The organism is Chitinophaga sp. GbtcB8 (assembly GCF_019091455.1).
Classification (GTDB): domain Bacteria; phylum Bacteroidota; class Bacteroidia; order Chitinophagales; family Chitinophagaceae; genus Chitinophaga.
In genome coordinates this window covers 602,277-615,958 of record NZ_JAGXJN010000002.1, presented here as the reverse complement: position 1 = coordinate 615,958, position 13,682 = coordinate 602,277, and the positions used below count along the sequence as shown (strand labels likewise).

Here is a 13,682-nt window from a genome sequence, read left to right as displayed (position 1 = left end):
TTCCTCGCGTTCTGGACACAGTCCGCCAGGAGCGTGTACCCGCCCGTTCTTAGCCGCTGGGCGGTTAGGGTTGTAGACTGCACCCACCTATCCGCCACATGCCAGTACCCCTTCCTTGAGTTCGCATACTCCGCTGCCTTGAACCTACTGACTCCTAGTTTCATAAGATTCGCCGCTCGGGTCTTGATCCGTTTCCATTGTTTCCATATGACCATCCGGATTCTCCTGGGATACCATTCGTCCGTTTTGGCCATCAGCTTCTGCATGTCTGCCAGCCGGAAGTAGTTCACCCAACCAGCTATGAACTGTTTGAGCGCTTCTTTCCTTCTGGCGTTCCCCCAACCGTTACTTCTGGAAGTTAATTCCAGGATTCGCCCTCGCATCTTCTCCACGCTTTTCCGATGTACACGTAGGCGGCATTCCCCTTTCATTTTGTAAAATGAGTGGCCAAGGAATCTAACCCCAGTGATGTAAGCAACGCTGCTTTTCTCACGGTTCACTTTCAAAAACAATCTTCCCTCAATGTATCTGATAATGCTTTCCTTGCTGCGTGTCGCTCCTCGTTGGCTTTTGCATAAGATAATCAGATCGTCTGCATAACGAACGAAGCGGTGGCCACGGGTCTCGAGTTCCCGGTCCAATTCATTTAGCATTACATTGCTCAGTAGCGGACTTAAGGGCCCCCCTTGAGGTACACCAGTTTGGCTGGTTTCAAACCTATTTGATACAATAACGCCTGCCTGGAGGTAGCGGAAGAAAACTGTTTCTCGTAAATTGGTGATAGTACTTGCATGATTGCCTGTTGTATCACCAGATCCACAACGGTTGGGATGCCAAGCTGTCTTTGCTTGCCGTCATCCTTGTCTATCAGTACCCGACGTACCGGATTAGGCTGGTATTTACCAGCCAGTATGGTTGTTATTAACGCATCCTTCTCTTTGATGAGATAATCCTTTAAGAACTCGACTTCCATCTCATCTACTCCACCAGCTCCCTTGTTCTGCACTACCCTTTTATAGGCGGCATTCAAATTTGCAGGTGATAGGATTTGTTCCAACATCCCATACCCTGTTTGCGTTAAACTTGTAAGGTTGTTTTCAGTTATCCACATGGAGGTCTGCACTCCTACACAGTCTTCGGATGCCGTCCTAACTTTCTGTAGGGAGTTATCTTGCGATATTTTCTACTTTCTGCACTTCATCTGGTAACATTCATTTACTTCTTAAGGTTCAGTCCTTCAGACACTAGTCGTTATGCCTTACTATGACCTCGGCTGACTTCTCACAGCAAATCTTGTTTCAACCACGCTTCCTACTCCGTTTCCGCGCGTCTGTGGGACCTCCCATGGTAAGTCGATAAACCTTCATTCCATATACCCGCACCATTTACAGTGCTGCGTCCGTGTAATCATGGGATTTCGCTTTGTGTTGCAAGCTCGTCCACTCAGCTTCTGCCTGATAGTGTTCGTGTTCCTCGGGCCGGAATTTTGCCGCCAGCTTCCTCCAGATCCCACCTCGCGGTGGAAACCCTTGCTTTGGGCTAATGGTTAGTGATTACAAACCCCCATAACGGACTTACACCGTCAAGTTTATCGCCTTGCATGGCGCACAACAAAAAACCCGACGGGTGATACCAATCGGGTTTGTAATGTGTTATTATTCAGCATCACATAATAGTCCGACCAGTACCTTGCGGATACCGATAACATGAACTACTATATGACATCATTAATTTCATGAGTGCAAAGATATGTGTTTTGTGCTTTTAAAAAACAGTTCCTTCTGAAATATTTTTATGTAGGAACAAACATCGCCGGTCATTATCTATTTTATCTTCACAACAACCTTTCCTTTGGTACGACCACTTTCTACATAAGCCAGTGCATCCCTGATCGCTTCAAAGCCCCAAATCTTTTCCACCAGCGGACGGATGATGCCGGCATTAACGAGCTCAGTAATTTTACCTAGCTGCGCTCCCTGCGCTCTCATAAAAACAAAGGCATAGCTCACACGCTTCCGTTTTGCTTTCTTACGGATGTTATAGCTTAAAAGGAACATAACTACTTTCAACATCCAGCTGAGCCCTGTCTCTCCGGCAAAAGCAGGATCCGGGGGGCCAGAAACGGAAATCAGCTTACCACCGGGCCTGAGCACGGAAAGCGACTTTTCAAGCATCTTTGCATCCTGGCTGTTTAATACCACATCATAGTCACGTAGCTTATCTTCAAAATTTTCTTTCTTATAATCAATCACCACATCCGCACCCAGCCGTTTCACCATATTCACATTCTCAGTACTGGTGGTAGTGGCCACGGTTGCACCCAAATGTTTTGCAAGTTGTATAGCAATAGTGCCAAGCCCGCCGGAACCGGCCTGTATAAACACCTTTTGACCCTTTTTCAGATCTGCCTTCTCTACCAGCACCTGCCATGCGGTTAATGCAACCAGTGGAAGGGAGGCTGCTTCCTCCATCGTCAGCGAGGAAGGTTTTATTGCTACATCATCTTCATGCATAGCAATGTATTCTGCAAAAGTGCCTATACGGCCTTTATCCGGGCGGGCATACACTTCATCTCCAACTTTAAATTTCCTGACGCGCGACCCTACCTGGGCTATAACACCTGCTACATCATTGCCCAATATCAGGGGCAGGCGATAAGGCAAAACAAGCTTAAATTCTCCCTTCATGATCTTATTGTCAAGCGGATTAATCCCGGTAGCATATACCTGTACCAATACATCATGCTCCCCGGTTTCCGGCACAGGCATCTCTGCGATCCGTCCGCCATCTTTAGGTTTATAACTATCAATTATAAATGCTTTCATGTGGTATTTCTTTTATTTCTATTTAAACTATTTGGCCGCATTCATTCTTTTCAGGATTGCTCTTTCAAAGATCTTATAAGCATAATGCTGCATGGTAAGAAAGAGTGAAGCGCCTTTCCCTACAGGAAAGCTAAACTTGGGTGTCTTTTCGTTCACGATCTTCATTACTGTATCTACAACGGGTTCGGGAGTGGGTGCTTTATCAAATTCATTTTTTGAAAATGCAGCTACTTTTTCCCGGAGCTGATCATAAGCGTTAATTTTCACCTCCGACCCTACTGAGCTATTATTGATGTTGGTTTTGAAGCCCATCGGTTCTACCATAGCTACTTTAATATTAAATTCGTTCAGCTCAAACCTTAGCGCCTTAAAATAGCCTTCCAGCGCATGTTTTGAAGCCGCATAATAAGCAACGCTTGGCAGACCCATTAGACCTGTGATTGATCCCAGCGTGATGATCTTTCCGTGTCTTTGATCCCGGAAATAGGGCAATAGCTTATTAGTGAGTTTGATGGTTCCCCAAAAGTTGGTCTCGAACTGTTGTTTCCCCAGCTCAATAGAAGTTTCTTCGGCAAGGCCAGTTACCAGGTAGCCCGCATTATTAATGAGTACATCCAGCTCCCGGATCTCACTAAAAAGTTCCCTGGAAAAAGAGGCAATAGACTGGTCGTCATTAATATCGAGGGCCAGTAATTTGAAAGGTAGACCGGCCTGGTATTTCCCGGGGTAACGGCTTGTGCCAATTACCCGGTAACCATTTTCATGAAGCTTGCTGGCAATAAGCAATCCGATACCCGATGAGGCCCCTGTGACTAAAACCGTTTGTTTCATTTTATTCTTTTTATTCACTGTTATATAATTACCTGAAAACATTACTTATACAATTGCGTGCGAAAAGCCGTTTAACTTTGCAAACCCTGATCCTGATGTTTATTTTATACTTTTTAGTATATTTTTAGATCCGCAGCCACCCTGTACTTCTCATGACTTAAAATAGACTTTTTAGTATATTATTTGGCAAAAAAAATTACACGGCGTAACGCTCTAATTCCGCTTTCAGGCTCCTGATCAGGCCATGCATTGGTTTAGATGTATTCATAGCTCTGCATAAAACAACGGCCCCCTCCACAGCCGCCACCGCCTTAAATGCATAAACGGGAGGATTAAGCTCATCAGAAAATTCCCCATCCTTAATCCCTTGCTGTAAAATACTGACAAACAGCTCCTGGCCCTGGCGTAGCACAGCTCCTACCTTTTCTTTTATCTCGGGAAAATGGTCGTCAGATTCTACCGCAATGTTGAATAACGGGCATCCTCCTTTTACGTAGGTATCCAAAGGGTCCTTGTAAAAATCAAGGAAGGCAAACACTTTTGCCTTTGCGGTTTTACCCTTGCTTATAATTGTAAATAGCTTTTTTTCATTATTTTCCAGCAAATGATCCACTACCTGTAAAGACAGGTCCTCTTTACTTTGAAAATGCCCGTAAAGACAGCCTTTTGTTACTTTGGCAGCATCCAGCACATCGTCTATGCTCGCGCCGGAGATCCCCTTTTGATTAAAAATAGGGCCCGCTGTCTCCAGGATAAACTGTTTGGTTCTTTCCGCTTTACTCAACATATTAAATATACTTTTCGGTACAAAGATATACTAAAAAGTATATTTTAAACAAAATAATTTCATGCGGTCAATTACTACTCCCCCAACAAACCGCGCCGGTCATCAATTATTATCCTTCATTATTAATTCCCCCTTTACCAGTCAGGTACATGCTCATTAGCGGAGGACAATGGAATTGAACCATCGCCGGACCGTGAAATTCCCATCATATCAACCCTTTCTTTGTGTAGTTTAATTAAAGGACCTGGATGAGACGGAACCGTTTTTAAGCATCAGGGACAAATGTACATGTTATGGTCTGGCGGAAATGCGGGCGCCGCGCCGCAGCGGATCTACATCGCCAAAATATTTTTCCATTCATAGTCAAACTACTGGCTTCTTGTTTCAAATTCAATGTTTTTTTAAACCATATTAGCAGCAACCGAATGTTGCGTGCAGGTCCATATTGGCCGGTCTATCTCCTCACTGCAATAATTATCCCGGTCGCCCAATTTTGTTTTGTCAGTACTAGATCAGTCCTGCTCTCTAAATATTTTATAAAATTGATTGCTTTTTCCTGATGCCCCTCCGGCCAGTTTGGCTGCGGTAACATATCGTCTACAATATAAAGCCCGCCCACATTTAGCATATCTAACACTTCTTCCAAAAGAAGATATTTCCCATGCCAGGTGTCAGCAAAAACATAATCGAATTTTTGTCCTTTATTATTTTTCACCCAATCCTCACCATCAGTATGCACCAGGTTTAAGCGATTGTCATCACCCAGATATTCTTTAGCGATTGCCAAAAGCGCTTCATCATTGTCAAATGAAATCAATGTAGAGTTACTATCCATACCATCCAGTATCCAGGAAGTTGAAAGCCCGGTGCCGGTTCCAAGCTCTAAGAATTTGCCGGATGGTTTTGAAGCAGCTAAGGTCCGTAATAAAGAGCAGGTTAAAATGTCGGAAGCCATAGTAAAGCCATTTTCCTTTGTTGCTTTGTCTATAGCAAAATAAGCGTTCGGTATAGGTTGATTGATTTCCTCAGTCATTTAATATAATTCTTTGTTTGTGAAAAATCACTTTCATCATCATACCTAAAATCATTGCCGGTTATATCATAAAGCACTACTTCCAGCTCATCAAAGTCCCAGGAATAAATATTATTGCCGAATGTGATCGTCTTTCCATTATAATCAAACGCCAGCCTGTTATCACCGTGCAGGTCGTTGATCACCTGCTGTTAGGTATCAAAACCTAAATAATCAAATGAGCCACCAGCCAAGGGATGTTTTGTTAGTGCTGGTTTTGCCAGATGGCGGAACCGTGAAATTTTCCTTATGTCAAACCTTTGCTTCCTGGATCTGAAAAGGCCCTGCCTGATTAACTCCAGGTGTTCTTTACCATCCCCCCTGCGCACCTCCCCCGCCGCCGGTGCCACCGCCAAAATTAAAGCCAGGCGCAGGTGCAGGCGTTGGCGTAAAGCTTTCGGAAACAACCAGCGATTCACCCTGTACCTTTTCCAGCAGGTGAGTATTATCTATTTCCTGGCTGGTAAAATCGTGCTTAGGCGTTTTAAGATAACGGATCAGTACATACGCAATACCTATCATTACCAAACCGCCCAGGGTCATTTCCAGCTCTATTGGCGCCATATGATGGTACTGTTTGATGGTTAATACAATGCCGGCAATTAACACCAGTCCTGTGCGCAGAAGGATCACATTCTTCTTCCAGATGCCTGCTGCAATATAAGCCAGCGGAATAAGTATGGTAAAGATCCAGAAGAGCCAGGCAGCAGGAATGCTTTGGCCGGGTTCCAGGTTAAGATCAAAAAATTCGTTGCTGGCTTCCCGCACTACTAAATAGTTTACAGATAAATAGCCGGTAAGTAAAGTGGTGATCTCAATAATGCTGCCGCAATGCTTGTAGTGCCGCCATGTTGTTTTCCAATCCCATTTCCTTGCCCAGGCATAAATACCATAAGAGGCTATCATCAGTAACAGCGGCGCAGCAATACGGCCGGCAGTACCCATATTGATACAGGCATAGAACAGGCATCCTAATAAAGCTATAACAGCTGCAATGCTCATAAGTGTATCGGCAAAGCGCAAGGCAGCGTAAACCGTTGTCATAAAAATGACCAGGCAATATACCAGGTAAGGAGTATCCTGCGGTAGCGCCATCATACAACCGCTCAGGAATAACGATATGCTGGTCCACAACAGGGCATCATCTACCCCGGAGCGGTGATGTTTGGTTTCATGGATCATGAACTCCAGCGCACCATAGGTTAATAACCCGAAAAAGATGATCAGCCCCTGCCAGGATTCTTTAACAAGCTGTATGAACATCAACCCCAATAATCCCAATGAAAATAAAACGATGATCACCGTTAGCAGGAACAGCCCGATGCGGATGTAAATATTGGGCGTGTAGAACGGTACAGGGTACGCCTGGAAAATGCGCTCCTTTTCCTCTTTACTAATGCATTGCTGTTTGTATGCTTCTTCCGCTTCTTCGTGCAGGACCTTATTATCCAGCCATTCCTGTTTATATGCCAGCATTTTGTTTGATCTTTTTGTTGAGGTTAATAAGGAACAGGATCAGCCCTACGCCGGACCCAATGAAATAGAACAGGATCAGGTACACAGCGCCCAGGTCAATATCCTCCGCCAGCATCAGTAACCGGATCACTAAATAACTGAGCCCGATATAGCTGTATAAGGTAAGGATCAGCATAAAATAAAAAGAATGATCCTTTAGGGCCTGCTTATAGAAATAAAGAGCAGTCCCTGTTAACGCCATTATGAACAGGTAAAACTGGTGCTCAAAGTGGAACATACCTGCCAGCAGGGAAATAAACAGTACATGCGCGCCAATGTTCATATACGTGAAGCGGAAATGTGCTTTAATGTTCCGGTACCGGGATAGCTCCCCTGCTGCAATCAATAATACCCCCAGCGTTATGCCGGTGAAAATAAGGGTTTCGCTGTTGAAGTCATTCTCCCGCAGAATGCGCAAAGGGGTTACCACAATGCCCATCCACGCAGCCAGGTTGGTGATGGCCAGGCTCAACACGCCCAGGTGATCGAAATAATAAGCACAGAAGAACAATACCACCAGTGGAATAAAACCGGCCAGCCGCAGGTGGTTGCCGAAAATGGCATACTGGAATTGTATATAGGCAATGAAGGATACAAAGGTAAGACAGCCCAGTACCAGCAGGTAGTCGGATAAGGCATCCGGCGCAGGCACCTTGCTAAAGGAAAAGGGCTGTTTTCTTTTGTTACAGTAGTAAAAACAGCCGGCGCTTACAGCGGCAATAAACAGCAGAATAACCTGGTGGCCAATGGTATCAATGTTCTTATAAACCAGTATTCCCAGGCCGGTGCTGAGTAATAACACACCCAGGTACAGGACGGTTTTCAGCTCCCAGTGCAGGGAAAACAGCTTATTGGCGGACACAGCTTTTACTTTTTCTACACTGCTTTCACTGATCAACCCCTCTGCGTGTAGCCGCTCAAATGTATGTGGGTGCATAGTTTACAGGGACTAGTATCCTGCAATATAGAAAAAAATATATCGCACATCTGCAACTAAAAGGTGATTTAAATAAGTTTTTGATTACATATTTTTGAATTCTAACTATATCGAAGCCCTCATTTTTTATTACTATCCTATGTCAATGCCCAGGGTAAACTGGTCGTGGAGCATTTATGAATCGTTGCCCGGGTACAGCCGGAATCAGGGGGTGTTATGGTTGCTGTTGCTTTTGATACCTGCCTTGCCACAGGTATCCCGGGCACATACCGTAATGCCTCCGGCGGCTAAAACCGCACTCATAAATGCTTTCGCAGACAGTACCAACATACCGCCAACGCTCACACTTTCGCACACGGACATCTCCTGTAATGGCCGTAATGATGGCAGTATAACTGCCGAAGCATCAAAAGGTAAAGGTTCCTATCAATATAGCCGCGACAATGGACGCAGCTGGCAGAACGATCCTGTTTTTACGCTACTGCCGGCAGGCGCCTACACTATTATAGTACAGGACAGCGCCAAACTGCGGGATACAGCAACCGTTCAGCTAAAAGAGCCCGCAGCCCTGGCTATCAGCGAGCAGCATGCCACTGCCTCCTGCTACGGCAATGCGCAGATCTCTGTACAGCCATCCGGCGGCACACCGCCTTATACCTATAGCCTGGACAGTGCCCGCACCTGGCAGGCCGCCAACTATTTTAATAAGCTGCTGCCGGGCGATTACGTCATACTGGTGAAGGATCAGCACGAGTGTATGACCAGCGCCTGGATGCACATTACCTCTCCCGACCCTATATATATTGAGCTTAGCGCGGAACATGCCACCTGTTATGAAAGCAGCACCGGGCGTATTTCCGTAAAAGCAAGCGGTGGCGAGCTGCCTTATGAATACAGTAAGGATGGCCGAACCTGGCAGGACGATCCTGTTTTTGAAAAGCTGGCGCGCGGCGCCTACAAGATCTATGTGAGGGATCACAACGCGTGTATATTGGATAAAACAATAGAGATAACCGCACCCCAGCGTTTAACCATGCACACACAAAACCAGGATGCTGTTTGTTATGGTAACTCCAACGGCAGCATCAGCGTGCAGGCCCAGGGCGGCACCCAGCCTTACAGGTACACGAATAATAACGGGCTTACCTGGCAAACCACGCCTGATTTCCAGGGCATCTCTGCTGGCGATTATACCGTAATGGTATTGGACAGCAATGCCTGTATGACCTATGAGCAGGTAACCCTGAAAGAACCAACATTTTTATACATCAGCAGCGCCAAAGGCATTTTTAACGGTACAACAGATTGCAGCATTAACATGGTTGCAGGCGGCGGATCGCCCGACTATAGCTACAGCATTGGCAGGAACCAGGCATGGCAAAGCGCCAGTACCTTTGACAATGTTGTTTCCGGCTCTTACACACTGTATGTAAAGGATCAGCATGGGTGTAGAACAGGGCTTATACTTACCGTGGCCACCTCCCCGGTGGTGCAGCTGGTAATGAACAGCTGGGGCCCATCCTGTTACCAGGGTGCCAATGGCAACATTACCATAAATGCACAGGGCGGCCAGCCTCCTTACCGTTATAGCAAAGATGATGGCGCCAACTGGCAAAGTCAAAACCGCTTTGCAGGACCAGCCGGCGTATACAATATACTGGTGGAAGACAATAACGGTAACCAGGTACGCAGCCAGATAACTTTGGGTGAACCCACCCTGCTAACCGCGCGTGTGGAAGGCACGGATGTAACCTGCCGTAATGCGGCAAACGGCAGCATTCACACTTTTGCCAGCGGCGGCTCTCCCCCTTATAAATATAGCATTAACAACGGTGCTACCTGGCAAAGCAATCCTAACTTTATAGGCTTGCCGGGCGGACATTACACCATTATGGTAAAAGACAACGGCTACTGTGATGCCAGCGCCGTTGTAGATATCTATGAACCACCCGCATTACATACTACCGGGAAAAGCAGCGCAGTTACCTGTCATGGTGGTACAAACGGTAGTATAATGTTAACGGCCGATGGCGGTACAGCGCCCTATCAATACACCAAAGATCGCGGGCTTACCTGGCAGGATACTTCTTACTTTGCAAAACTTAGCCGCGGCACTTATAAGATCTATGTACGCGATCATAACGGTTGCCTGGACAGCATATCCATAAAAGTGCAGGAGCCCGCAGCGCTTACCATGAAACCCGTTATACAGCAGGTTGACTGTTATGGCGCAGCAAACGGGAAAGTAACCTTTACCACCAGCGGCGGCACTACACCATACACCTACCGCATGGATAACGGGAACTGGCAAACGGAGCCGGTATTTGACTCCTTAACACCCGGTAACTATACCGTAACCGTAAAAGATGTAAACGGCTGTACTTTCGCTACCACCGTAAGCATTACACAGCCTTATCCCCTGCTGCTGAAATTTATATCTGCTACTAATGGCTGCTCCTACATAGGCGGACAGCTGGCTGTAAAGGCCAGCGGCGGTACCTTACCTTATACGTATAGCCTGGCAGGTACTGCTATGAGCCGCACAGACGGGGATTTCAGCGGCCTGGCTGCCAGCAGCTATGAAGCAATAGTTACCGATAAAAATGGCTGTGAAACAAAGCTGGACCCGGTGGCCATTGACGTATCGCCGGAGCTGACATTGGTGATGGATGAGAAACAGGATATGCAGTGCGATGGGATCCATAAAGGTAGTGTACGTTTTCATGCAACAGGCGGCACCCTTCCCTACCGGTATAGCCTGAATGAAAACACCATCGCTACCGGCGATATCCGTCCTTTGGATAAAGGAGCCTATAACGCCGTGGTGCAGGATAAATACGGCTGTGTAGCAGTGCTGCCGTTCAAGATCATTTTGCTGGATGAGGACTGCGAGCTAACAATGCCTACGGGCTTCTCTCCTAACGGTGACGGGCAGAACGACCTTTTCAGGCCGGCGCTGTACGGGAATATAAGCGGCTATAAGCTTGAGATCTTTAATGTATGGGGAAATCTGATATTTTCACATTCGGATCCGCGGGTTGGATGGGATGGTTATTTTAAAGACCGGCCGCAGGCAGCGGGTACGTATGTATGGATAGCGCGGTATACGAACAGCAAGGGGCAGGCTGTGGTAAGGAGAGGTGCGGTAACGTTGGTGAGGTGATGGAGTTATAACTGGTGAAATGTTCTTGCGCCCTTCGATAGACATTCGGGGTAAAAGCGCATGCAACTCCCATTAAAAGCGCATACTATTAGGGGTAAAAGCGCATGATCTCTGCTACTTTGCCTGCAGGTTAAAAACAAACTGCGCCTGGCTGTTCGGAGCGTTGATGAAGCGTTGGAAGCCGTGTGGGCTTTGGTGGAAAAATTGATCTTTATCAAGCCGATGACGCCAGCCAAGGTTTGTTTTCAATCCTGCAGGCAAGGCGCTTGTGCACGGTTGGAAGTTGTTATTGATGTAGTACACGTAAATACTTATCTTTCGTCGAAAACATCCTACTGGTAAGGCTTATCACCCATCCTGGCCCACTTTTGGGCCTGGTAGCGCAACTACCAAAAGTGATAAAATGTGATAAAATGTGATAAAAACGCTCATTTCATTTGGGACGTTTTATGCAGCCCCTTAACTTCGTTCCGATACTTTTATTCTTCATTTTAAAAAGCAATAACAATGCCTAAACAACAAGGCCCTGTTTATTTTACAGGCACCCGTGGCGATGCCTGTTTTTATAAGATGGACGGGCAGTATTATGTACGTAAGAAAAGCTCCCTGAGCGGAAAACGCGTTAAACACGCCCCTTCTTTTGAATTAACGCGGGTATATGCAGACCTGCTGGCACAGGCTTCAAGGCTGGCTGCAGCGGTGTACCGGCTATTACCTAAGGAGCAAAAGAACCTGGTACTATACCGCGCCATGACCGGCGAAGCCTTGCGGATGCTGAAGCAGGGCGTAAACGTGGAAGTTATTAGCGCACAGCTGCAGGCATATTGTGCACCGAAGGTTGTAAAGGTTAAACCAGCGGAACGCAAACGGAAGGCGGTTACGGCCCCCGGCGGCATGCGTGTGGCAGGTATGGGAAATATTCACTTTGCATTTCCCAAACAGGTACGGGTGTATATTACGCCTGAGGGTAAATTGGAAGTGAGGTTAACAAACAGGACCAAGATGAAGAAGGAGCATGAGCGGGTGGCGATGGAATGATGAAATAGTTAATAAGAGCGTTCAAAGGTTTTCCCGCAGGTTCATTGCCAGCGTGGATGAATAAGCTTAGTACATGTGCAAATCAACGCTTCACAAAGTGCATAGTCTCCTTTATGCAAAAAGACCGCTAATAGTATCTTTCATTTGCCGGATGCGACCCAGCCAGATCCTTGACAGCAGCGTCATTTGTAGTATGTAAGCGGCTATTACCCCAACCAGTAACCAGTATTTGCTTGTATTAAAGTTAATAACCGCAGTAAAGAAAACCAGCAGGCAGGCAGCCATGAGCACCCGGCTGGCAATGGATACTGTGGCATGGATCTTCATTTGGGACAGCTGGCCATTCAATGACTGTTGCAGGTTCACCCCTTGTATACGGCGTTTTGTAAACTGGTAATTGATAATGTTGTGTCCAAGGGCCAACAACATAGCGGCTACCAGCAGAATGTTTACAGCCAATGGTTTGCGATCGCCGTCAAAAGCATTATAGTACATGCAGAGGAATACGATATAGGCTGCCGTTTCTATGATCATTTGTTTGCGGATACCTTTTAACAAGGGGTGTGCCCCCTCCTTTAACATACGTTGCAATTCTGTATTGCTTTTTGCGTTAGGGTTGATGCCCTGCCAGGCCGATTTTAAAGGATCTTGTTCCATAATTACTTTTTAAGCAATTGTTGAATTTTGTTTTTAATTCTGTTCAGTTTTACTCCCACATTATTTTCCGTAATGCCGGTGATCTCCGCGATCTCTTTGTAGCTTAAATCTTCCAGGTATAAAGTAATGAGTGCTTTGTCTGCATCATTGAGTTGTTTGAGCGCATGGAACAATTGTTCCTGCTGCTCATCCGGGTCATGAGGTTCCTCCGGGTTATCCGGCAGCTGATCCGTATACCTGATATCCGGCCGCTTTTTACGGAAAGGGAGAATGGCCGTGTTCAGGGCTATCCGGTACATCCAGGAACTGAATTTGGCCTTTCCCTGGAATGAGGGAACGGAACGCCAGAGCTGGAAGATGATCTCCTGGAAGAGGTCTTCCCGGTCCTGGGGGTTATCCCGGTACAGGCGGCAGATCTTGTGGATGATGGCCTGATGGGTGGTAATGAGGTGTAAGAATTGTGTTTCATCCATTGTGTTTTGTTGGAATGAGTAAGCTAATCTACTGACTTCAGTTTGTTAGTTGCAGGATTTTCTGAAAACTTACGAAGTATAATTAATAACACTATATGGATGTGCTTAGCTTTTATTTATAAAATTTAGTTAGGCAAGCTAGATAAGGAATGAGACGTTTGGGGTAAGTCTGTTATTAATTAGATAGCTAACAGGTAAAGCTGTTGTAATGATTTTTGCCAGTAGATGCTGGCCATGGTTAATATCTGCAACCATCAACCAAATGAAATATGATAAGAAAATTTCAAATTTTGTTGTAGGCAATGCAATTTTTGTGGTGACTTCTCTTACAATTTTGAACTCCAAGACAGGTCCCATATGCTGAGGCTACAACCTTGTTCATAA

General features: G+C 46.1%; 13 protein-coding genes. 2 read left to right on the top strand and 11 right to left on the bottom strand.

The genetic code is table 11. The features are described from left to right. The 9 genes from KVT36_RS05405 to KVT36_RS05365 form a co-directional block, all read right to left on the bottom strand. Window positions 1-665, bottom strand: a 665-nt coding sequence (locus tag KVT36_RS05405) for a group II intron maturase-specific domain-containing protein (protein WP_254639847.1), incomplete at its 3' end; no start/stop codon positions are given. An 8-nt stretch (window positions 666-673) separates the two neighbouring features. Beyond that, window positions 674-1,060, bottom strand: coding sequence for a hypothetical protein (locus tag KVT36_RS05400; RefSeq protein ID WP_217602475.1), 387 nt, complete (start codon window positions 1,058-1,060; stop codon window positions 674-676). 763 nt (window positions 1,061-1,823) lie between these two features. Next, window positions 1,824-2,825 carry an NADP-dependent oxidoreductase gene (locus tag KVT36_RS05395; RefSeq protein WP_217602474.1) on the bottom strand — a complete coding sequence of 334 codons (1,002 nt, stop codon included), beginning with the start codon at window positions 2,823-2,825 and terminating at the stop codon, window positions 1,824-1,826. Window positions 2,826-2,852: 27 nt separating this feature from the next. Continuing rightward, entirely contained in the window at window positions 2,853-3,656 is an 804-nt protein-coding gene (locus KVT36_RS05390; RefSeq protein WP_217602473.1) for an SDR family NAD(P)-dependent oxidoreductase, read from the bottom strand. Between the two features lie 196 nt (window positions 3,657-3,852). Beyond that, window positions 3,853-4,443 (bottom strand): TetR/AcrR family transcriptional regulator, encoded by a 591-nt coding sequence (locus KVT36_RS05385; RefSeq protein ID WP_217602472.1) that lies wholly within the window; start codon window positions 4,441-4,443, stop codon window positions 3,853-3,855. A 454-nt stretch (window positions 4,444-4,897) separates the two neighbouring features. After that, window positions 4,898-5,476, bottom strand: a complete 579-nt coding sequence (locus KVT36_RS05380; protein WP_217602471.1) for an O-methyltransferase — start codon at window positions 5,474-5,476, stop codon at window positions 4,898-4,900. Then, complete coding sequence (locus KVT36_RS05375; protein WP_217602470.1) at window positions 5,473-5,661, bottom strand: hypothetical protein; 189 nt, start codon at window positions 5,659-5,661, stop codon at window positions 5,473-5,475. The genes KVT36_RS05380 and KVT36_RS05375 overlap by 4 nt, the downstream gene beginning before the upstream one ends. A 163-nt stretch (window positions 5,662-5,824) precedes the next feature. Beyond that, complete coding sequence (locus KVT36_RS05370) at window positions 5,825-6,991, bottom strand: hypothetical protein (protein ID WP_217602469.1); 1,167 nt, start codon at window positions 6,989-6,991, stop codon at window positions 5,825-5,827. Further along, complete coding sequence (locus tag KVT36_RS05365; protein WP_217602468.1) at window positions 6,978-7,967, bottom strand: DUF2157 domain-containing protein; 990 nt, start codon at window positions 7,965-7,967, stop codon at window positions 6,978-6,980. The genes KVT36_RS05370 and KVT36_RS05365 overlap by 14 nt, the downstream gene beginning before the upstream one ends. Window positions 7,968-8,106: 139 nt before the next feature. On the opposite strand from KVT36_RS05365, the gene KVT36_RS05360 reads away from it, so the two are divergent. Together KVT36_RS05360 and KVT36_RS05355 are read left to right on the top strand one after the other, a co-directional pair. Further along, on the top strand, window positions 8,107-11,130 hold the full coding sequence (locus tag KVT36_RS05360; protein ID WP_217602467.1) for a gliding motility-associated C-terminal domain-containing protein: 3,024 nt from the start codon (window positions 8,107-8,109) through the stop codon (window positions 11,128-11,130). Window positions 11,131-11,637: 507 nt separating this feature from the next. Then, entirely contained in the window at window positions 11,638-12,168 is a 531-nt protein-coding gene (locus KVT36_RS05355; RefSeq protein WP_217602466.1) for a hypothetical protein, read from the top strand. A gap of 111 nt (window positions 12,169-12,279) precedes the next feature. Here the strand turns inward: KVT36_RS05355 and KVT36_RS05350 are convergent, their stop codons facing one another. Together KVT36_RS05350 and KVT36_RS05345 are read right to left on the bottom strand one after the other, a co-directional pair. Then, window positions 12,280-12,825, bottom strand: a complete 546-nt coding sequence (locus tag KVT36_RS05350; RefSeq protein WP_217602465.1) for a hypothetical protein — start codon at window positions 12,823-12,825, stop codon at window positions 12,280-12,282. Between the two features lie 2 nt (window positions 12,826-12,827). Further along, a complete protein-coding gene (locus tag KVT36_RS05345) occupies window positions 12,828-13,298 on the bottom strand; it encodes an RNA polymerase sigma factor (protein WP_217602464.1) in 471 nt (156 codons plus the stop codon). Window positions 13,299-13,682: the final 384 nt, after the last annotated feature.